18 protein-coding genes and 1 pseudogene are annotated in these 20,241 nt (G+C 44.2%); 8 read left to right on the plus strand and 11 right to left on the minus strand.

What is annotated here, in order from left to right; genetic code table 11:
* Positions 1-60: 60 nt before the first annotated feature.
* Positions 61-342, minus strand: coding sequence for a type II toxin-antitoxin system RelE/ParE family toxin (locus ACXAFQ_RS16760; RefSeq protein WP_303575698.1), 282 nt, complete (start codon positions 340-342; stop codon positions 61-63).
* Positions 339-623 (minus strand): type II toxin-antitoxin system TacA family antitoxin, encoded by a 285-nt coding sequence (locus tag ACXAFQ_RS16765; protein ID WP_474824576.1) that lies wholly within the window; start codon positions 621-623, stop codon positions 339-341. Before ACXAFQ_RS16765 ends, ACXAFQ_RS16760 begins: the two co-directional genes overlap by 4 nt.
* A 205-nt stretch (positions 624-828) precedes the next feature.
* On the opposite strand from ACXAFQ_RS16765, the gene ACXAFQ_RS16770 reads away from it, so the two are divergent.
* Together ACXAFQ_RS16770 and ACXAFQ_RS16775 are read left to right on the plus strand one after the other, a co-directional pair.
* Entirely contained in the window at positions 829-1,452 is a 624-nt protein-coding gene (locus tag ACXAFQ_RS16770; protein WP_474824577.1) for a Type 1 glutamine amidotransferase-like domain-containing protein, read from the plus strand.
* Between the two features lie 585 nt (positions 1,453-2,037).
* Positions 2,038-2,415, plus strand: a complete 378-nt coding sequence (locus ACXAFQ_RS16775) for a hypothetical protein (protein ID WP_474824806.1) — start codon at positions 2,038-2,040, stop codon at positions 2,413-2,415.
* Here the strand turns inward: ACXAFQ_RS16775 and ACXAFQ_RS16780 are convergent.
* On the minus strand, positions 2,341-2,685 hold the full coding sequence (locus ACXAFQ_RS16780) for a sulfatase-like hydrolase/transferase (protein ID WP_474824578.1): 345 nt from the start codon (positions 2,683-2,685) through the stop codon (positions 2,341-2,343). The two genes, ACXAFQ_RS16775 and ACXAFQ_RS16780, sit on opposite strands and share 75 nt — an antisense overlap.
* Before the next feature lie 592 nt (positions 2,686-3,277).
* On the opposite strand from ACXAFQ_RS16780, the gene ACXAFQ_RS16785 reads away from it, so the two are divergent.
* From ACXAFQ_RS16785 to ACXAFQ_RS16795, 3 genes are all read left to right on the plus strand, one after another.
* On the plus strand, positions 3,278-5,617 hold the full coding sequence (locus ACXAFQ_RS16785; protein WP_474824579.1) for a TonB-dependent receptor: 2,340 nt from the start codon (positions 3,278-3,280) through the stop codon (positions 5,615-5,617).
* A 226-nt stretch (positions 5,618-5,843) separates the two neighbouring features.
* A complete protein-coding gene (locus ACXAFQ_RS16790) occupies positions 5,844-8,150 on the plus strand; it encodes a beta-glucosidase (protein WP_474824580.1) in 2,307 nt (768 codons plus the stop codon).
* Between the two features lie 11 nt (positions 8,151-8,161).
* A complete protein-coding gene (locus tag ACXAFQ_RS16795) occupies positions 8,162-9,868 on the plus strand; it encodes a sulfatase family protein (protein WP_474824581.1) in 1,707 nt (568 codons plus the stop codon).
* Positions 9,869-10,111: 243 nt separating this feature from the next.
* Here ACXAFQ_RS16795 and ACXAFQ_RS16800 read toward each other — a convergent pair whose 3' ends face one another.
* Positions 10,112-10,822 carry a GntR family transcriptional regulator gene (locus tag ACXAFQ_RS16800; protein WP_474824582.1) on the minus strand — a complete coding sequence of 237 codons (711 nt, stop codon included), beginning with the start codon at positions 10,820-10,822 and terminating at the stop codon, positions 10,112-10,114.
* A gap of 210 nt (positions 10,823-11,032) precedes the next feature.
* On the opposite strand from ACXAFQ_RS16800, the gene ACXAFQ_RS16805 reads away from it, so the two are divergent.
* Both ACXAFQ_RS16805 and ACXAFQ_RS16810 read left to right on the plus strand, forming a co-directional pair.
* Entirely contained in the window at positions 11,033-12,076 is a 1,044-nt protein-coding gene (locus ACXAFQ_RS16805; protein WP_474824583.1) for a Rieske 2Fe-2S domain-containing protein, read from the plus strand.
* Between the two features lie 19 nt (positions 12,077-12,095).
* Positions 12,096-13,049: a PDR/VanB family oxidoreductase gene (locus tag ACXAFQ_RS16810; RefSeq protein ID WP_474824584.1), complete on the plus strand. Its 954-nt coding sequence runs from the start codon at positions 12,096-12,098 to the stop codon at positions 13,047-13,049.
* A gap of 85 nt (positions 13,050-13,134) precedes the next feature.
* Here ACXAFQ_RS16810 and ACXAFQ_RS16815 read toward each other — a convergent pair whose 3' ends face one another.
* From ACXAFQ_RS16815 to ACXAFQ_RS16840, 6 genes are read right to left on the minus strand one after another with little or no spacing between them, the layout of a single operon-like run.
* The gene (locus tag ACXAFQ_RS16815) at positions 13,135-14,268 is read right to left on the minus strand and encodes an FAD-dependent oxidoreductase (protein ID WP_474824585.1); all 1,134 of its coding nucleotides are present in this window, start codon (positions 14,266-14,268) and stop codon (positions 13,135-13,137) included.
* On the minus strand, positions 14,265-14,627 hold the full coding sequence (locus ACXAFQ_RS16820; protein WP_474824586.1) for a Rieske (2Fe-2S) protein: 363 nt from the start codon (positions 14,625-14,627) through the stop codon (positions 14,265-14,267). Before ACXAFQ_RS16820 ends, ACXAFQ_RS16815 begins: the two co-directional genes overlap by 4 nt.
* 9 nt (positions 14,628-14,636) lie before the next feature.
* Positions 14,637-15,560, minus strand: coding sequence for a VOC family protein (locus ACXAFQ_RS16825; RefSeq protein WP_474824587.1), 924 nt, complete (start codon positions 15,558-15,560; stop codon positions 14,637-14,639).
* A gap of 12 nt (positions 15,561-15,572) precedes the next feature.
* Complete coding sequence (locus ACXAFQ_RS16830; protein WP_474824588.1) at positions 15,573-16,730, minus strand: alpha/beta hydrolase family protein; 1,158 nt, start codon at positions 16,728-16,730, stop codon at positions 15,573-15,575.
* 53 nt (positions 16,731-16,783) lie between these two features.
* Positions 16,784-17,572, minus strand: a complete 789-nt coding sequence (locus ACXAFQ_RS16835) for a cyclase family protein (protein WP_474803103.1) — start codon at positions 17,570-17,572, stop codon at positions 16,784-16,786.
* Positions 17,565-18,554 carry a fumarylacetoacetate hydrolase family protein gene (locus ACXAFQ_RS16840; RefSeq protein WP_474824589.1) on the minus strand — a complete coding sequence of 330 codons (990 nt, stop codon included), beginning with the start codon at positions 18,552-18,554 and terminating at the stop codon, positions 17,565-17,567. The genes ACXAFQ_RS16835 and ACXAFQ_RS16840 overlap by 8 nt, the downstream gene beginning before the upstream one ends.
* Positions 18,555-18,704: 150 nt before the next feature.
* Here ACXAFQ_RS16840 and ACXAFQ_RS16845 point away from each other — a divergent pair, with 150 nt between their 5' ends.
* A complete protein-coding gene (locus tag ACXAFQ_RS16845; protein ID WP_474824590.1) occupies positions 18,705-19,604 on the plus strand; it encodes a LysR family transcriptional regulator in 900 nt (299 codons plus the stop codon).
* A 203-nt stretch (positions 19,605-19,807) separates the two neighbouring features.
* Here the strand turns inward: ACXAFQ_RS16845 and ACXAFQ_RS16850 are convergent.
* Positions 19,808-20,160 (minus strand): annotated as a pseudogene (locus tag ACXAFQ_RS16850) (IS110 family transposase); the annotation flags it as partial.
* Positions 20,161-20,241: the final 81 nt, after the last annotated feature.

The following is a 20,241-nucleotide window of genomic DNA, read 5'->3' on the forward strand; positions in this document are numbered from 1 at the left end:
AGCGGCTGTGTCACTTCGTTCCGATTATAGCCGCCGTGTTTGCGCCCCTAAGCAGGGCGTTCAGTTGCCTACAGGAAATTTTTGCTTCTGGTGTAAAACCCTTAGAATATGAATTACGTCTTCTCTTATGAAGTACGAAACAATCATTGACACCTCTGGGATAATTAAAAGCCGTCCAGGTATTCCTTCTCTTTCAACGCCCATCAACGGTTGCTGTATCAAGTTTTCAACTTTAGTCTCAATAATAGTGTCAGTTTTTTCAGCAGCAAGTGGGTTAAATTCGTATAAAAATTCGAAAATCACTTCTCGATCGTCCAATGAGTCTTTTTCCCAAACGATCATTTTTTGGCTCTATTCCTAATTTTCATCTTTCGCGCTTCCATGTCCAAGGAAGCTTCTTCATGAGTAACAAACTCACTTTTCCCACTATCCAATTTGCTAAACGCGGCGTTAACCTGTTCGGTAAGCCATTGGTCATGCGTCATAACTTTGCGTTGCTGCTCAGCTAGTTCTTCAGTAAGCTCTCTACAGGCATCACTTAAAGTACGCCCTTGGCTTTCAGCCATTAATTGAGCAAGGCGTTTCGTTTCTTCGTCTACTCTGAATTGTATGCGGGTATCCATTTTCAACTCCGTCTAGGTGTGCACACAAACGTTAGCACGGAATTTGAGTTTACGGCAACTAACAATTACATTAAGTCGCTCGCAGGCACGCTGGGACAGTAACACTGTGGTCTCTGTCGCTTCGCTCGGATTTTAGCCCACGTGTTACTGCCCCTTATGTGGGTGTTAAGTTTCTAGAGAAGTACGTGGGCAGGAAGGAGGTTTAATGAAAAAGATGTTTTTAGCTTCATCTTTCGTGGATGTGGCCGATTTATTCGTGAAATTCACCGAGGAAAAATGTGCAGGCAAAACAGTTACATTTATACCTACCGCGAGCCTTGTCGAAGAAGTGAAATTTTATGTAGACGCTGGAAAAGAGGCCCTTGAAAAATGTGGGCTAATTGTTGATGAGCTTGAAATTTCAACGGCAACAAAAGAAAAAATAGAATGCACGATTCAAAAAAATGATTACATCTATATTACTGGCGGCAACACTTTCTTTTTACTTCAAGAGCTGAAAAGAACAAGTGCGGACAAATTAATATCAGAACACATAAATTCAGGAAAAATGTATATTGGAGAGTCTGCCGGTTCCATTGTGCTTTCATGCAATATTGAGTATGTAAAAGACATGGATGATTTCACTGCCGCGCCGAACATAGGTACGTTTTCATCATTAGGTATGATTGATATTTATCCGGTTCCTCATCATACAAACTTTCCATTCAAAGAGTCAGTAGAGAGCATCATTTCTAGTTATGAAGGGAAGATGGCTCTTTGCCCAATTAGCAACACACAAGCAATTATCGTAAATGGGAATAAATTTGAGATCTGGGGCATCGAAACATAACAAATTACTGCACCGGAAAAATAACTCGCTGGCGCTCGTCATTTTCAGGTGAGTAAGGCGTTTTCTGAGTGCCTAGCCGCGCAAGGTTGTTTCTTCTGGGGCTAATTCAGTGACAGGCGAGGGTGGTTGTTCAACCGACAAGTCAATGAAGGGTGTTTCCAAAATCGCAAAGCCAGCACCCAGGCATTTGGCGTTTCTCAGCATAGCCATGTTGTATCGGCACGAACATCAGCGCTCTTTTGGTATCAGGCTTTAGAAGCGTTGCACTGTTAGACAGCAGTTGAAGAAGTAACAGCCATCGGTTTTCAGGTGTATCAGCACCGCCACCTCTCAGGCAACTTTTTCACATCTGGCTTTTCGTATCAGGTTGTTTTAAAGTCAGTTTATTGCTTCGAGTTATCAGAATTTTTATACCAGTGGTGGCAGCAAAGCTGCGAACGTTAGTCTCTGCGGTATCTAACAATCTGCTGTAGCCGCTCGCGGGCTCGCTGGGACACAAACACTGCGGCTGTGTCACTTCGTTCCGATTATACCCGCCGTGTTTGCGCCCCTAAGCAGGGCGTTAGGCATTTGAGATTGAGCACAATGAGCTTTAAAACACTTAATTCCATCACATCAGTTATCGCTCTCATATTGTTTGCCAACTTTCTAGTCGCCCCTGACTTGTTATTTTACATTTTTGGCGTTGATGGATCCGGTAGTGCATATTTCATTGGGAAACGGCTATCTGTTTTGTTTCTCGGCATTTCCGTATTAACTTGGTTTAGTCGTAATGCCAAGTATTCTGAAGCGCGACAAGCAATATGCCTAAGTATATTTATATCCATGTTTGCAATGGCTTTCCTCGGCCTTTTCGAGTACTTTCGGGGCTTTGCAGGCATCGGAATACTAATTGCTGTACTTACAGAAATGTTGATTGGGTATCTGTACTTTAAAAAATGGAACAGTGGTAAAAATGCCTAACAAACTGCTGTAGTCGCTCGCAGGCTCGCTGGGACACAAAGACGAAGTCACCAATGCATTTGTGAAGTGCACGCCGGTTGAAGCCAATTCATCAATATTGGGGGTTTGGTGCGTAGGCTGAATGAAGCCCATTCCGTCATATCGAAGATCATCAACTAATACAAATACAATGTTTCCCTTCTGGCCATGCTCGCTTTCAGTTGCCGAGGCCTGGACAAAAAGAGTAAATACACTGCAAACCGTGATTAAAACCTTTAATGTGCGCTTCAATTTATGCTCTCCAAAAAAAGTGCGCTGCCCTAGCGACTCACACTATTGCGAAACTTCTCAGTCGTCTGATGGTTCAAGCGAGATGTAATGTGATCATGTCGAGGTGAAGTAGGATATGGAAAAGTAATGCGTGCCCCAATCAAGCGCTGAGCTACCTGCAGTGAATGTAACCTACGGCGTGTATTTCGTCGCTGGTCATGAAACAAATTACTTTTAACATTTCAGTAACCACCGATCCTAGAAAAAGCCGCGGTCAGTTAAAAATCGAAATTACAGATACTAAATATCTCCATACTCGATAGACGTTGTTGCCGTTATTTTTTTCGATGTTTACTCGGCTCAATAGAGGAACGAAGTCCACGGTTTTAGCTGCGTTTAGAGCTCAGGTGTTAAACGTTTTGCTATGTATCATAGTTTGCGATAGGTGGGTATCACGAAATCGGAGTGTTCAAACGTTTCTATTTGGTTAAATTCTTGTAAACCGTTGAGTGGCTAGATTCAAAGACCGCTTTGTGAAACTAGCTAGCACATGTCGCACTTTAATAACGCGGCACAAATAACACTCTCGAATGACTACTGAGAAGAGGGACACATGAAAAGCACATCAAAATTTAAACAGTCAGCGCTGGTAACCCTTATAGCAGCTGTTTTTGCTCAATCAGCCGTTGCGCAGAACGCTGAAACCGAAGCCAAAGACTCTGAAGGTTTTGAAGTTATTATGGTTAAAGCACAGCGTACTTCGCAAGATATTCAGAAAGTACCGGTAAGTGTACAAACATTATCTTCTGACGATTTACAAAAACAAAGCATCAATGAAATCACTCAACTTTCAACGCTGGCGCCTACATTACAACTAGGGCAAGACAACACCTTTGCCATTCGCGGTATTGGCACTCAAGTGTTTGCAGAAACCATTGACCCGAGTGTGGCGTTGGCAATTGACGGCGTAAGCTTAGGGCGAAATGCGCTTGCTGGCCAACCATTCAATGACATTGCCTCCGTCGAAGTACTTAACGGTCCTCAAGGCTTGTTATTTGGTAAAAACGCATCAGCAGGTTTGGTAAACATTACAACAAGAAGGCCTGAGTTTGATGAATTCTCAGGTAATGTCTCATTAGAATATAACTACAGAGATACCACGCCCACAGATGCCAAAGGGCACATTATCAGAGGGACGGTAAATGTTCCTGTTTCAGATAATTCAGCGCTTCGTGTAAATCTGCTCAAATCGTCTCAAGATCCACTTATCGAAAACGTGTTTCCTAATGACGATGTAAGAACAGACTTAGGTCAGGATAAATCGGGGATTAAAGTTAAGTACCTTTATGAAGATGGCCCCTTTTCTTTATACGCGATTGCCGATTACAACGAAAACGAAGGCACGGCTGAGCGCTACAGCCGAACCTATCGAACCGTAGATCCAAACAGTGAGTTATTGGATTTTTTTGAGCCAGACAATATTGTTCCAGGCCCTGAAAATATGACCAACAATTCAGATGGTGCAATGTTTAACGACGTAGAGACAGGTGGAGCACAAGTTGAGTTGGCGTATGAGTTTGATAGCGGTATAGAGCTCATTAATATTGCTGCGTGGCGTTACTTCGAAAGCGATACTAATTTGCACAATGACTTTGCATCTAGAAGAGACATTGTTGATAACCCAAATACCAACGACTACGAGCAATATTCAAACGAAGTGCGACTCGTATTCCCAAAAAATGACGATTATTCAGGGCAGGTCGGACTTTTCTACTTTAATTCTACCTCTGATATGACCAACAGCTTAGACGTTGAAGGCCCTCCTCCATTTGTTGCAGTTGAGTTCCCATTTTGCGTTGGCGCAGAGATTTCTGGACCGCCGCCAGAATGTCCGTATAGCAATGACGTTTTCTTAGGGAACGACAGCGATACTGAGCTAAAACAGGAAAGCTATGCTGTTTTTGGTCAGTTCGACTTTTACTTGACCGATAAATTAACGGCTGTCGCAGGTGCTCGCGTTACGCAAGACGACATTTCAACAGACGTTTTACAAATGCAACGTAATTACTTTGTAGGGATAGGTGGCCCGCGTGGTCGATTCCAAGAATCAGTCGATAATACCAACGTCAGTTGGAAGCTGGGCGCTAACTATGAGTACACCAATAAGGTCATGCTGTACGCATCGATTGGGCAAGGCTATAAAGCACCTGGATTTAATACAGATAACCAAGGTAACCCTGATATTCCATTTGCAGTTGAAGATGAAATATCGACCACGTTCGAGGCCGGTGTAAAGAGCAGACTGCTAGATAACAAGGTTATCTTGAACGTGTCTGTGTTTAACACTGATTTTGATAACTACCAAGCGCAGTCGTTTAATCTAGACGCTCAAGCGTTCATTATTCAAAATGCGGCAAGCGTAACGTCCCGAGGTGCTGAGATTTCATTAAAGGCCATGGCAACTGAAAACCTCACGCTCCAATGGGACACGTCATTACTAGACGCAACGTTTGATAACTTTGAAGGTGCATCGTGTACGCCGGATTCTGAAGTTTGTGGTCCTGACGATGCGTTCTTTGATGCCTCGGGTTACACGCTTCCAATGGCACCTGATATTACTTCAACGCTGCAAGCAAACTATGAACAAGAGTTGACCGAAAACATGTACGGTTTTGTGAATGCAAACGTATACTATCGCTCGGAAACGTCTTATGGAATTGGTTCGCCTCAGAGAGAACTTGATGCAATAACAACCTTAAATTTGAGTGCCGGTATCTCTACCTACGATGGCTTAAACGTCTCTGTTTTCTGCAACAACTGTACTGATGAAAAGTATCCTGTTTCTATCGGTTTTGATGCAGGTGAAAACAATGAAGGGTTAGCCTCAACTGTACAGACATGGGGACTTAACTCAATGCGTACCATTGGTGTAAGAGTATCTCAAGATTTCTAATCAACTAAAGCGCTAGGCCTGCGCCTAGCGCACTTTTCACTCATTAAAGACCCAAAAAATTCGATATCCTGTAACTATCGTTTTTAACGATAGTTACATATCCAAATTATCAACTATTTCTCACTTTGTGATTCATTTAACATAATTTGTTAATTTTGTTTTAAAATTTTTCGACGATGTTGCGATTTACATGGCCTGGCAAACAGGGCAAAAGCGCGCATACTGCATGGAAAAAATTCATATGAAGTTTATAAAAAGATGCTCTGTTTTGATGGTTTTTCTTTCCGTACCCACTTTTTCTTCAGCTAATACGTCAGACGAGCTTAAACTTGGCCACGCGCCAGTTGAAGACATTGTTAGAGCAATGACACTAGATGAAAAAGTAATGCTTGTTCGAGGAACGGGTATGGCCATGGAAACAGGTGGCCCGCAAGTCGGTGTAACTAAAGATAAAGTGCCTGGGGCCGCAGGAACAACTTATGCGATAGAGCGACTAGGTATTCCTTCCATCGTTTTTGCTGACGGCCCTGCAGGTGTGCGTATTTCGCCCACTAGAGATGACCATGAAGCAACCTTTAACGCCACTGCTTTTCCTATCGCCACCTTAATCGGTTCAAGCTGGAACCTTTCTCTTGTTCAAAAATTTGGGCAAGCGGTAGGTAATGAGGCCAAAGCGTACGGCATTGATGTGATGCTAGCGCCTGCATTGAATATACATCGGCATGCAATGGGAGGGCGGAACTTTGAGTATTTTTCTGAAGATCCCGTTGTAAGTGGAATGATGTCTGCTGCGTATGTTCAAGGCCTGCAATACCAGGGGGTAGGTGCAACGCTAAAGCACTTTGTTGCTAACAACCACGAATGGAATCGTGATCAAATTGATGTAGAAGTAGATGAAAAAACGTTTAGGGAAATCTATTTAAAAGGGTTTGAAATTGCCATAAAAGAGAGCGCACCATGGGCGTTAATGTCTTCGTACAATAAAGTTAATGGCGAATATACATCCGAAAGCAGTGCTATTTTAACGGACACCCTTCGTCACCAGTGGGGGTTCGACGGCGTTGTGATGACGGATTGGTTTGGTGGCGATAATCCCGTAAAGCAAATGTCGGCGGGCAACGATTTACTGATGCCTGGTATGGATCATCAAAATGCTATCATCAAAGGTGCCGTTGAGAACGGTGCACTAGAAGAGTCTGTTTTAGATCGTAACGTTATCAATATTTTGAATCTAATTGTCAAAACCCACTCGTTTAAGAAAAGCACGGTCACCAACAAACCACCCCTTCAAGAACATGCCAAACTCGCTCGCGAAATCGCTACAGATGGGATGGTACTGCTTAAAAATGAACACCAGACACTACCTTTACAGGCTGGTGCTTCAGTTGCGTTGCTTGGTAATAGTTCGTATCAAACAGCGATTGGCGGCACTGGCAGTGGCGATGTTCACGAAGCTTACAGTATTTCAATAGCGCAAGGGCTTAAGAACGCAGGAATACGTTTGAGCGAGGAATTATCATTACGTTACGATAAACACATCGCAAGTGAAACTGCCAATTTGCCTGTATCCCACCACCCTTTAGCGGACATGATGCCAAGCCCTGCATTAGGTGAATTAGACATATCAACAACACTGGCTGAAGCGCTTGCACAAACCCACGATGTTGCCATCTTTACTTTAGGTCGCAATTCAGGAGAGTTCGTAGATAGAGAGCGTGAAGACTTTTATCTTACAGAACATGAACAGGCTCTTCTGACTGAGCTATCACGCGCTTTCTCGACCAAAAACAAACCTTTTATCGTTCTTTTAAATGTTGGCGGTGTAATCGAGACGCAGAGCTGGAAAGAAAAAGCTGACGCCATATTGCTTACTCATCTACCTGGACAAGAAGCGGGTAATGCAGTGGCTGATATACTTACTGGTGAAGTAAGCCCGTCAGGCAAGCTTGCATCAACATGGCCACTTAAGCTTGAAGATTATCCATCAGATAAAGGCTTTCCTGGTTTTATCACCGATAAAGAAGCAGAACCAAATGGCATAACCGGCTCTCAACCTTCTAAAGTTGTTTATCAAGAGGGGACACGAGTAGGCTACAGGTACTTTGATGCGGCGAACGAAGCGGTAGCTTTTCCTTTTGGCTTTGGCCTGTCATACGCTAACTTTAGCTATCAAAACGTGTCTTTAAGCAGTACGTCTTTTTCAGATGAGGTGAAAGTTAAGGTAACGGTTACTAATACCGGGGAGGTGCCAGCCAAAGACGTCGTTCAGCTTTATATTGGTGCACCACAAGGCCCACAATCCTTAATTAAAAAGCAGTTGAAGCATTTCGCTAAAACAACGCTGTTAGCGCCCAAGGCGTCAGAAGATGTAGTGTTTACCTTAACCGCAGAAGATCTCATGTCGTTCAATACAGAAAAAAACGCTTGGTACGCCGAGGCCGGGTTGTATGACGTGCATCTTGCTTCTTCATCTAAAAACATTTTTTCAACCCAGCCCCTTGAGTTGAAAAGCTCCATTTACCAGCCGCTTTAAAGGAGATTGCGATGTTAAGAAAAATTATAGCGATAGCATTATTAGCGGCGAATACGTCACAGGTAATGAGCGCTGAATTTGATGAGCAACGAGACAGCGAAAAGCCGAATATCGTTCTTGTTGTGGCAGAAGATTTAAGCGCGCGTATTGGTGCCTATGGTGACGACGTTGCGCGTACGCCAAACTTAGACAGCTTGGCTAACGAAGGCGTAATGTTCAACAATGTGTATACCATGGCTGGTGTTTGCGCACCATCTAGAGCGGGGCTTATCACTGGTGCTCCGCCACACAGAGTAGGTCTTCAGCATATGCGTACTGCAGACAGAGAGTATTTTGGTGTTCCGCCTGCACAGGTCAAAGCCTATCCTGAAATTCTTCGTAAAAATGGGTACTTTACTTACAACGATATCAAGACCGACTACCAATTTGCCAAAGGTGCCGTTGGCGTGGGGCCTTTTACTATTTGGAGTGCTAACGGAAATGTTCGCAACCCTGAAGACTCTCTAGTGCCTTCGGCATGGAGAACAAATGACCTGCAGGGTAAACCGTTTTTCCTAAACTTAAACCCTTTTATTACACACGAGTCAGCGCTGTTTATACCAGAAAATACGCCACCTCATTTAGAGCAAATGAACCAAATCAGTGAAGGGATCCGCGCAAACTACCAATTCAGTACACCCGACTTATATAAAATTACGGTGCCTCCTTATTTAGTCGATACAAAAGAAACGCGGCAGGAAATCGCGAGGTTTTATGAGAATATCGAGGTGATGGACCAACAAGTTGGGGCTGTCATCGAGAATTTGAAGAAAGATAAACTGTGGGACAACACCATCTTTATTTTTACCACCGACCATGGTGATGCGTTCCCTCGCAGTAAGCGCGAAGGGTTAGTTTCAGGTATCAAAGTGCCAATGATTATGCACATTCCTGAAAAATATAAACCTGATTGGATGCCAGGAAGTGGTCAAACGATAGACAGGTTAGTGTCTTTTGAAGACATAGCGCCAACCCTGTTGGGTTTTGCAGGCATCGAAAGGTTACCCTATATGCAGGGGGTTGATTTGTCTGATGACGCACCGGTCAAACGGCACTATATTTTTGCTGATCGTGCCAGAATGGACGCTGTCGATCTTCGCTCTTACTACGTGTTAGACGAAAAATATCAGTACGTACGCAACTACGCTACCCAACCAAATGGCTCTGAAATTAAATTCAGAAACGTACTCTCATCAGTTAAAGCGTTGAACAATGCTAAAGCGAGCAACACGCTTACAGCTCAGCAGAAAAAATGGTTCGACAGCAAGGTGGCAGAGGAGCTTTATGACTTATCAAAAGATGCTGAGCAGCTTGTTAACTTAGCGAGCAATCCTGATTACGCGCATGTTCTGTCGCGTTTCAGAGAGCAATTGGATAACTGGCGTAATCTTGGTAGTGACTACAACTTAATTGAAGAGAACGTATTAATTCAAGATAGCGGAAATCGTCATGACGCGCAGCAAACAACCCTTCCTGCCGTTGCCGAGATTGATGAGATCACAGGTAAAGTTTTCATAGCCCCTAGAACAGAAGGTGCATCCATAGGCTATAGCTATGACAACAAAGTATGGCAAGTTTATGATAAAAGCTTTGTACCAGATAGTGCGCACAATAAGCTTTTCATCAAAGCGGTACGCTATGGCTGGGCAGAAAGTGAAGTTATCACATTAATGTACTAGCAACCACTAAGCTGGCTCTGCAAGGCAGCGCCAGCGCCTTCAAAGGGATCTCTCTTTAAAAAAATCTGCTACAGCCTTCTAGTCCAGCTGTAGCTATTTTTGTAGTCTTTCAATACCTAACTATTTGCGGCGTTAGCGTTTTTGGCCGCGCTACTAGCGCTTGTAAAAACAAAGCATGCGCAGCCGCTTGTTGCAAAATAGCCGATAATTAAGATTCTCAGCGAGCCCTCATGCACCTAGGGCCTACATTTTTCTAGGCTTGTATAGCTTATACGTATTGGAATTAAATAAGTCGATATGATTGATAGTGGCAAGAGAGTGCTCTTTTAATAAAGCCTCCACACGCGCACCTTGGCCTTTGATCATGGCATCTGCAATAGCATGATGCTGAGTATGAGCGTATTTGAGGCGATGAAACTCTCTGTTTAATTGGTTCGGGTCGTATGCAATGGCACTTACCGAGGCGAAAGGAAAATGTTCATTTAGCTGCAACGCACTTTTAATCGACGTGTTTCCGCTTGCGTTGATAATAATATCGTGAAACGTTTCGTTCATCTGTTGATATGCTTCTATGCCAGCCTCGTCAATGCTGCCATCAACAAATAGTGCATCTCCCTGTGCCAAGCACGTTTTTAGCTGTTCAATTGTGTGCTCGCTGCATCCTATCTCAACCGCTTGTCTGGCTGCTAGCCCTTCAAGTACACCGCGCACTTCTACCGAATTCGTAATTTCTGTGACGGTGACTTCTTTTACTCGATAGCCTCTAGCAGGAAGCTTTTCAAGAAGTCCTTCCTGCGCTAAAGAGCGCAGCGCAATACGAACCGGGGTTCTTGATACTCCTAAGGCTTCTGCAGCTTGCGTTTCTGCCAGACGCTTCCCAGCAGGGAATTCACCCATCAATATTTTCTCTCGAAGAATACTGACTACGGCTGGGTTCGTTTTTGTCTCGCTCATAATTCACTTACATACATCGAAATTGGATCCAATTTACCGTTTTTAATCAGTGCAACTCAAGCCCTGTTTCCTGCTAGTTGGCGATTATCAAGGGTGCTTAGGACCTTAAAGGACACGTTATTTAATTATTGGATCCAATTTACGTTTAAATAACTTGATTTTAACGTATTATGGCATATATTGGATCCAATTTTGGATGGGGACAACAATATGAAAGAAAAAATTTATCCGCTAAATACCTGGTATGTAGCGTGTTATTCACATGAAGTAAATTCTGACAAACCATTAGCACGTACAATTTGCGATGTGCCACTGGTTTTTTTCCGCGATAGCAGTAAAACCGTTGCTGCGGTAGAAGATTTTTGTCCTCACCGCGGCGCACCTCTTTCGCTAGGCTATGTTGAAAATGGAAAGTTGGTGTGTGGCTATCATGGCCTCGTGATGGGGAGAGAAGGTAAAACCGACGCTATGCCCAAGCAGCGGGTAGATAAATTTCCATGCATCAAAGCGTTCAAAGTCGTCGAAAAGTACGGCTTTATCTGGCTGTGGCCGGGCGAACAAGACCTTGCAGATGAAGATGCGTTACCTAATCTATTTTGGGCTGATAGCCCTGACTGGGCTTATGGTGGTGGGCTGTATCACATTAATTGCGATTATCGGTTAATGGTAGATAACCTGATGGATCTCACCCACGAAACCTACGTGCACTCAACAAGTATCGGGCAATCAGAAATAGAAGAAGCACCAGTAAATACAAAAGTTGAGGGTGCACAGGTTGTGACCTCACGCTTTATGGAAAATATTGTAGCCCCTCCATTTTGGCAAGCGGCTTTGGAAGCTAATGATTTACCTAAAGAAGGAAGCGTAGACCGATGGCAAGTTTGTCGCTTCGACTTACCCAGCCACATTATGATTGAAGTGGGCGTAGCTGTGGCGGGAGAAGGCGGTATTAATGCGGCACCAGATAAAAGGGCTGGCAGTATCGTTGTCGACTTTATAACGCCAGAATCTGACCAATCCATACATTATTTTTGGGGAATGGCGCGAGATTTCAAAGTTGATGATACAACACTAACTGAGCAAATTAAGCAGCAGCAGGGAGCGGTATTTGCTGAAGATCAGGAAATCTTAGAAGAGCAACAGAAGAACTTAAACTTATATCCCGATAGGCAGCTTCTCATGCTGGATATCGATTCTGGCGGCGTTATGGCCAGAAGAATGATAACCCGCGCTATCAAAGCTGAAAGCCGTTAAGTTAAGGGAGATAAAGTTTATGCAAAACGTTAAGATAACACTTAAAGAAAAGCTCACCGATAACATTACAAGGCTTAAGCTAAGTGCCGTTGATGGTACAAGTCTGGCGTCATGGGAACCCGGTGCACACATAGAACTGCATTTAGCCAACGGATTACTCAGACAATACTCCTTGTGTGGCGCTACTAACAATAGCGTTTACGAAATTGCAATTCTGCGTGAAAGCAATAGCCGTGGTGGCTCGTCGTTTATTCACGATGAGTTGGAAGCAGGTCATGAGCTACAAATTAGTGAACCCAGAAATCACTTCCCGTTTACCCACACCGCTAAGGATACTACTGTGCTATTTCTTGCCGCAGGAATTGGCATTACGCCTATTTTACCTATGGCAGAGTTATGCGAGGAAAAAGGGCTGCCCTTTGAATTTAGTGTGTGTGCAACTAATTCCTCTGCAATGCCCTACGGCAACAGAATAAGGCAGTTGCCAAATACGAAGTTCTACTTTTCTAACGATACTCAGTCGTCTCGACTTAGCGTAAAGGACTATTTGAAAAGTAAATCTACCCATATGCCTATTTATGTGTGCGGCCCTCAGCGATTTATTGATGATGTTATAGAAAGTGCACTTGCGCTTGGTTGGAATAACACGCTAATAAACCGAGAGTACTTTTCAATCGATAAAAGTAGTCTTGAAAGTGACGAAGATAAAGCTTTTGATGTCGAGATAAAAAGTACCGGTCAAATAATTCACGTTCCAGCAGATGAAACCATTCTTACCACATTAGAAGACAGCGGCATTTTTCTTCCTGTTGCGTGTGAAGAAGGGGTCTGCGGTACATGCGTAACTAAAGTTCTGGAAGGTGACGTCGAGCATCGTGATGTGTTTTTAAACGAAGAAGAAAGAGCGGATGGCGCCTTGATGACACCGTGTTGTTCTCGAGCAAAAGGCACAAAGCTGGTATTGGATCTTTAACTTTAATAGGTTTTAGTTTTTTATATGTAAAGCAAAAAAGCTAGCAGTAAACTGCTAGCTTTTATTTTATAAGCACTTTAAAAGTTTAGATAGGCTGTGCTAAAGCAATAATAGATTCGCGCATAATTTGTGTGTGCTCTTCTTTATCGCCACCTTCTATTTCTATATGACATAAGCGAGCAGAATTTTCGACAACCATTCTACAGCGCTCCCAGCGTCTTTCTAAGAACGAATTGAGTGCCTGTTCAACTGTAACATCCTTTGCTAACTCTTCAGCTAAAACGATGGCACTTTCAATGCCTATGCACGCCCCTGAAGCTAAATGCGGAGTGGTTGCGGCCACAGTATCTCCAATCAGCACCACTCTTTTTCTATGCCAGGGGGCAGGTACTAAAAGATTTCCCAAAGCTCGAAAATCGATAAGTGAATTTTCATTCAGCATATCTTTAAACTGATTAACCATGGGGGCAGGGAAGGTACCCATTAATTCTTTCAGTTTTTCAACGTAAGTGGCGGGGTCGTATTTAGGTCTTTCCTTTTTGTCTTCTGTCAAAAACAGGTACATTTCATCTTTAGACATAGGGTTAACACCAACTTTCAAGTGCGGACCTACCCACATCATCGTATTTTTTACTTCAGGAAGTTTTGGCAGCACAGCGCGCCACACACCTTGGCCGATATATTTTGGTGCTTCAACTTCAGGAAATACATCTTTACGTACTTGCGAGTGCACGCCGTCTGCACCGATAACTAGGTCGTAGGTTTTGGTCGTACCGTCGGTAAAACTGACTTCTACTCCCTCGTCGGTATTAACCATTTCTTTATAGGTACAGCCTAAGCGCACATTCGCACCAGACGCCAGGGTTTTTTCGGCAAGGATCTTTGCAAGGGTAGGTCGCATAATTGCGCCTGCGCCTGGTATACCGTCAGCGTTGGCAACAGAGGGCGTAGGAACATGCGCTAAATGCAAGCCGTGCGGCGCAAATAAATCTAATCCGTCGTGTGCATGGCCTTGCTCTAAAAACTCATCCAATATCCCAATCGTTTTGAATGCTCGTAAAGTTGCACCGCCAATGCTGATACCCGCGCCGTCTGTACGCCAGTTTTCATCTATCTCCACTAAGTCTGTTTCTATATTACGCTTTCTCAATTCGATAGCGGCGGTCATACCTGAAAAACCGCCCCCAATTATTAAAACATTGCTCACACTTGATTTCATAATTTAAAGGCCTTTATTGTTTTTTTTGAAATCCAAATTTGTTGGTTCGATTCAATTCGTATTGGTATTTTTTGAATTCGCTGATGTTTACAAGGTCCTTGAATACAAACACCCGTCGCTATGTCGAATAGCGCGCCATGTGCAGCACAAACAATATGCTCGCCTTTTACATCAGTGTACTCATGTCGCTTCCATGGAAGTGTAGTATTGTTGTAGTGAGGGCAAACATCTAAATAAGCGAAAAACTGGTTGTTTTTTCGAGTAACGAAGAACGTATCTTTACCATTTTCGCCTATCTTGAACCCTTTTGCCTTCCCCTCCGGGATCTCTTGGGTACTGCACACTAAGTGTTCGTCCATAACGGCAGTCTATTTAGCAGGCGGTCCACCTGAAGGTGCCCACTTCTCTCTATGTTCTAACAAAAAGATTTGAGAGTAGTCTGGCCCCATGTTCGCTGCGCGCTCCTGCCACGTGTCGTCATGCTGATCCATATCGGCATCAAATTCCATATTGCAACCAAACGGACTTTTGAAATACCAAAACCAATTCGACCCATAAATGTGGCGACCGGGCCCCCAAAAGCTCTGATAACCTTTGTTCACCATGTTCGTGCCCGCCCTGACAACATCTGTCGGGCCGCCAAGGTGGAACGTAAAGTGCTCAATACCCTTCATGTGAGGTGGGGTCTTTATAAAGAACAACGTGTGATGGTCCGTTGTACCTGCTGGGCGCATAAACGCCCCAACACCGTTAAACCTGTCAGTGGTTTTAAAGCCCAGGCGCTGTTCGTAAAACTGTTCCATAGCGGCTGAGTCAGGCACAAAATATACAACGTGAGATAATGAGTGGATCTTCGGTGGCGTTGATTCGTCTACTCCGTTCACATTCACGCCACGGTTAATATCGCCCGGCGCATTTATTTTTTCTGACTGTAAGTCTGTTGTGTTGCGAAGGGTAATTTGAAAACCTAATACAAAGCCTAAATCGTCGACAGCTTCAATACTTCCGTCAGAAAGTACTTTTACTTCTCTGTCTTTAGACAATTCAGCGTTAATGGCATCTAAACTCGCTTGATCCGGAACACCGTAAACCGTTTTTCTAATGCTAGCGCCGGTTTCTAACGGTGCAGGTAATGAGGGGTCGTCTTTCAACCAAATTTCTAGGCCGGTACCGTCTTGAGCAACAAAATTGTGCTCATCTACTTGTTTAAGCCCATAATCCAAAACGAATTGTGTTGTTGCGTTTGTGTCATCTACACCAAAGACTAGCTTGTCTAAGCCAATAATATTCATCGTTTTTTCCTTCTAGGCAGTACGCGCGTTAAAGGTTTCAGCAACCCAGTCCGCGATGTATTGACCCGCGTTAGCACTGTTATCGAAACTCGAGTGTTGAACACCACCTTCTCGCTCGGTAAAAATCTTAAGTTCTCGTTTCGGGCTGTTTACAAGCTGCTCATAGGTTCTTTCTGCCCATTTAAGAGGGATTTGTGAGTCCTTCGAACCATGGGTGACCAAAAATGGCACTTTGATCTTTTCAACTTGCCCGTCTAAGTGAACGTTCTCGGCGATTTCCATGAATTCTTCCATGGTTTCTGCACCCCATACCCATTTCACGTGCGCCCAGTAATGCGGCACTGGAAAATCACCTTCCTTTTCTAAGCGACGCTTCTGAACATCTCGCCAATCATGGTTTGCACCCCAGCAAACACCCAAGGCTAAACGTGGCTCGTTAGCGACGGCGCGAGGGCAGAAATAACCGCCAAGCGATACGCCTTCCATGCCAATGCGGCTGCTGTCTATCTCTTCGCGCTGCTCTAGCCAATCAACAGCTGGAGACGTCCAGTGCTCGCTGTCGTAACGGGCATTAAGGCCCTGTAGTCTTAACGCTTCACCTGTTCCAGGCTGATCTAAAATCAACGAAGAAACCCCACGCTTGGCAAGCCAACCCGGTAAGCCAACGCGATATTTCATTTCTTTGGTTGAGTCTAAGCCGTTAACCTGGATTAACACGGGGGCGGGGCCTTCTACATTTTCAGCTCTGACATACAGTGCTGATATGTGTTTGCCTTCATAAGGAATTTCCACACGCTCACAGTTTTCTTTGCCCAAGGTAATAGATTTTTGAAAAAGCTCGAGCTGATGCTTATACAACTCTAGGCGTCCTGGCGCTTTGTGGGCTTGTAGGCGTTCGCACGTAATTAAGTACGAGGAAGCACGGTTGTATTTTTCAGCCGCTGAAAACAATCGGCCTTGGCTTTCATCTTCTTCGGCAAGCTCGACGAGTTTATTTGCCATTTTTGCCCAGGTATCACGAAATGCCTGCACACCTTCTTTGTCGGGTTGTTTTGCCGCTTCTTTTAATGGCGCACACATTTCTTCAATTTCGCCAATACGTGCACCCATTTCTATGGCCAGGTCGACTGACAGGTTCCAAACATAGTTTGTCGGGAAATATTTAAACATTGTAGTTTCCTGATTTTTCTGCGGCGCAAATGCGCCAAGTTAGCTCTGATAATTTATTTTTTTATAAATGCAACTGCGCGAACAAAGCCTGCAGAGGCGTGTTTAATTTTGTAAGGAAAACAAGAGATCAAAAATCCAGTTGCGGGCAACGCTTCTAAGTTGCTCAATTTTTCCATTTGACCGTAACCAATATCCCGACCTGCTTTATGGCCTTCCCAAATTAAGGATGCATCGCCGGTCTCGGCAAAGCGTTCACGTGTGTATTTGAAGGGAGCGTCCCAACTCCAGGCGTCAGTGCCCACCACTTTTACGCCTCTTTCAAGTAAATACATTGTGGCTTCGCGGCCCATGCCGACCCCTGCGTCTAAGTAACCTGGTTCACCAAATATCTTGCCTGCACGGGTGTTAACCACAACAATGTCCAGCGGCTGTAAATCGTGATTAATGCGTTGCAGTTCTTTTTCAACATCGCTGGCCGTAATAACGTAACCGTCTTCAAAGTCGCGAAAATCTAATTTCACACCCGGTTGAAAACACCACTCTAGAGGCAATTCATCAATACCGAATGCCGGCTTACCGCCATCAGTAGTTGAGGCATAGTGCCAGGGTGCATCCATATGGGTGCCGCTATGGGTGGTTATTGCAAGTCTTTCTGCCGCCCATGATTCGTTGCCAGGTAACTGATCGAGGGTCAGCCCCGGAAACATTGACGCCATTTCGGGCCAGCCTTCCTGGTGGTCCATGTAATCGATTTTGGGCAATAAAGGCGGTGGGTCGGTGTGTGGGTTATTATCTAAGGTCACCGACAAGTCGATAATTTCGTACTCTCTTGGGTTAAACATTCGAAGTCTCCAACTCTACGTTTTGGATAATGTCGCCAAACAAGCTGAAGCCATTTTTATCTGGCGCTCGCATCGTTATTTTTTCGCCCACTTTTAAGAAAGGCGTCTTGGGCTCGCCAAATTGAACAAGCTCTTTCGCGCGGAGTTCTGAAAGGCAGGCTTGGCCTTTGTTAGGTGTGTTATCAGATACCGTGCCCGAACCAATGACTGAGCCAGGTGGAAGGCTTCGTGCTACAGTTATATGCGCAATCAGTTGGTCAAACCCAAAGAACATTTTTGCGCCATCAGGTGCACCAAACCACTCGTTGTTTCGATGGATTTCTAAAGGTGCACAGACTTTTGAATCTTGCCAATGCACACCAAGTTCATCTGGCGTAACGGCAATAGGTGCGAAGGCTGTGTCGCCTTTTGCTTGTAAAAAGCCAAATCCCGTTTTCATTTCGCGGGGGGCTAGGGCACGGAAACTGACGTCATTTAACATGACGACCAAGCGAATGCTCTGCTTGGCCTCTTCTTGTGAAGCGCCTATAGGAACATGGCCGGTTATGACGCCGAACTCACCTTCAAAATCGATACCGTGTTCTTCTTTTGCGGCAAAAAGCGGTTCGCGTGGCCCCCTAAACGAAATGCCAGAGCCTTGGTAAACCAAAGGGTATTTGTCGGCGCCTTCAATAGGATCTAAGTTGAAGGCTCTTTGCATTAAGTGTCCGTGATTTAAGTAGCAAGAGCCGTCAAGCCAGCTCCAAGCACGGGGTAGGGGCGCTAAACATTGCTCGGGCTTAAAGTGAGACGCATTATTCGCGTTCCCATTATTAAGTAACTGATATCGCTTGTTAAGCTTGTCATAACACGCATCCCAATTATCCAGTGCAAACTGCATAGTAGGGGCAATATCACTAACCTCTGTACACAAACTATGGTCCTTAGAAACAAGTACTAGCTTGCCATCAGGCCCATTGCCTTTGAGTGACGCTAACTTCATTGAATAAAGTCTCTTCGTAATTAAAAGTTTTAATTATTGTTAACAGAAGATGTTAGTATTCAAAGTTACTAAGCAAAAATCGTTTGTGCCGATACGTGATATCTCAAAAACCGTTGGTACAAAATAGGTAGATAAGTTCTCGGGGTAGAAATGCGGTACGAAAAACTAGACTTAAACCTGCTGGTGGCGTTAGAAATTTTACTAGAAGAAAAAAACATTACGAAAAGCGCTTATCGACTGCACCTTTCGCAGTCGGCAACAAGTGGTATTTTATCTCGTTTGAGGGACTATTTTGATGATGATTTGCTTGTACAAATGGGTAAGCAAATGCACATCACGCCACTTGCCGCTGAAATGCAGCAGCCAGTCAGCGAAGTGCTAAGCACTATTAGAAACCGCATTATAGATAAGAAAATAAACACACCAGAATTATCAAATCGTAATTTCAAAATTATTGCGTCAGACTATGTAATGCAGGTGGTGCTGGCTGATTTATTGGCCTACGTCACGAAAATAGCGCCGAACATAACATTTGAATTTATGTCTACTTTTGCTGGTGATTTAGACAACCTCGCAAAACAAGGCGCTGACCTTATTATTGCCCCTTCTGCTTTCATGCTCGATGGCTATTCATCCCAAGAAGTTTTAGATGATGAGTTCGTTTGTATAGCGGATGAAAACAACAGCAAGCTAAATGGCCAAATTACCCTAGAACAATTCTCAGACATTGGTCATGTAACCATTGGCTATGAAAAAGCGAGTCAATTGAGCATAGAGAAATGGATGGTAGACTCAGATGAAGTTAACCGCCGCGTAGAAGTCATCGTCAACGATTTCTCTAGTATGTTTTTTACAGTTATAAATACCGAAAGGGTGGCCCTAGCACCAAAGCGTCTTGCTGAAATTAACGCAAAACATCTCCCTATAAAGATTTATGATATTCCGTTTAAAACGCCACAGTTGAATGAGTCTATGATGTGGCACCCAAGTTTAAATAACGACCCACTACACAAGTGGCTGCGAGAACAAATTCTTAAACATAGGCCCTAAAAAGGTTATAAAAAAGGCCTCTACGGCCTAGTATTGCTGCTGCCTAATCCCCCAGCCGTTGGGGCTTTTTCAATACAGCGTTAACCGTTGTCCCATAATGGTTAGTGCTGTATTTGTACCAAAACCATGCGTTTACTCACCTTCGACAAAAATCTATGAAATGAACAAATATTGATGCGCTTTCGCCATTATAAAAGCAGGGTGTAGTGGTGTAAGTCGCCTAATTCAGCTACAACACCCACAGCCACCAATAACCTGACACCCCGCATAGCTTGAATAGCTTTTACCACAGGATAATACCGCCACTGGTGAACATGATGAGTTAGCTCATTATCCAGCCGTTCTAACCGCCTGATGCGTTCTTCGATGGTTTGCAGCTGTTCCTGCAAAACGATTTGCTGAGCAGGGTGAGGTAATATGAGTTCGGTGAGCCAGCGTAAATGTTTCTTCGACCAGTTGACGTGCCTTCGTAACGAATATTGTTTCGAAGCAGTAAGGCTTTAAGCTGGTACTTGGCTTCTTTTAAATCCTTCATTACCGCTTCGCGCGCACGGGAATGCGGAGGCTAGCATTTCACAGGGAGTCATTGTGTCTATACGCGCCGAAAATTCCACTAGCAACTCGTAACCCATAGGGT

This window comes from Alteromonas sp. ABH2_165, from assembly GCF_056159945.1.

Excerpts from the sequence above, each read along its gene's own strand:
- ACXAFQ_RS16760 (WP_303575698.1), bottom strand. The coding sequence starts at position 342 with ATGATCGTTTGGGAAAAAGACTCATTGGACGATCGAGAAGTGATTTTC.
- ACXAFQ_RS16765 (WP_474824576.1), bottom strand. The coding sequence starts at position 623 with ATGGATACCCGCATACAATTCAGAGTAGACGAAGAAACGAAACGCCTT.
- ACXAFQ_RS16770 (WP_474824577.1), top strand. The coding sequence starts at position 829 with ATGAAAAAGATGTTTTTAGCTTCATCTTTCGTGGATGTGGCCGATTTA.
- ACXAFQ_RS16775 (WP_474824806.1), top strand. The coding sequence starts at position 2,038 with ATGAGCTTTAAAACACTTAATTCCATCACATCAGTTATCGCTCTCATA.
- ACXAFQ_RS16785 (WP_474824579.1), top strand. The coding sequence starts at position 3,278 with ATGAAAAGCACATCAAAATTTAAACAGTCAGCGCTGGTAACCCTTATA.
- ACXAFQ_RS16790 (WP_474824580.1), top strand. The coding sequence starts at position 5,844 with ATGGAAAAAATTCATATGAAGTTTATAAAAAGATGCTCTGTTTTGATG.
- ACXAFQ_RS16795 (WP_474824581.1), top strand. The coding sequence starts at position 8,162 with ATGTTAAGAAAAATTATAGCGATAGCATTATTAGCGGCGAATACGTCA.
- ACXAFQ_RS16800 (WP_474824582.1), bottom strand. The coding sequence starts at position 10,822 with ATGAGCGAGACAAAAACGAACCCAGCCGTAGTCAGTATTCTTCGAGAG.
- ACXAFQ_RS16805 (WP_474824583.1), top strand. The coding sequence starts at position 11,033 with ATGAAAGAAAAAATTTATCCGCTAAATACCTGGTATGTAGCGTGTTAT.
- ACXAFQ_RS16810 (WP_474824584.1), top strand. The coding sequence starts at position 12,096 with ATGCAAAACGTTAAGATAACACTTAAAGAAAAGCTCACCGATAACATT.
- ACXAFQ_RS16815 (WP_474824585.1), bottom strand. The coding sequence starts at position 14,268 with ATGAAATCAAGTGTGAGCAATGTTTTAATAATTGGGGGCGGTTTTTCA.
- ACXAFQ_RS16820 (WP_474824586.1), bottom strand. The coding sequence starts at position 14,627 with ATGGACGAACACTTAGTGTGCAGTACCCAAGAGATCCCGGAGGGGAAG.
- ACXAFQ_RS16825 (WP_474824587.1), bottom strand. The coding sequence starts at position 15,560 with ATGAATATTATTGGCTTAGACAAGCTAGTCTTTGGTGTAGATGACACA.
- ACXAFQ_RS16830 (WP_474824588.1), bottom strand. The coding sequence starts at position 16,730 with ATGTTTAAATATTTCCCGACAAACTATGTTTGGAACCTGTCAGTCGAC.
- ACXAFQ_RS16835 (WP_474803103.1), bottom strand. The coding sequence starts at position 17,572 with ATGTTTAACCCAAGAGAGTACGAAATTATCGACTTGTCGGTGACCTTA.
- ACXAFQ_RS16840 (WP_474824589.1), bottom strand. The coding sequence starts at position 18,554 with ATGAAGTTAGCGTCACTCAAAGGCAATGGGCCTGATGGCAAGCTAGTA.
- ACXAFQ_RS16845 (WP_474824590.1), top strand. The coding sequence starts at position 18,705 with ATGCGGTACGAAAAACTAGACTTAAACCTGCTGGTGGCGTTAGAAATT.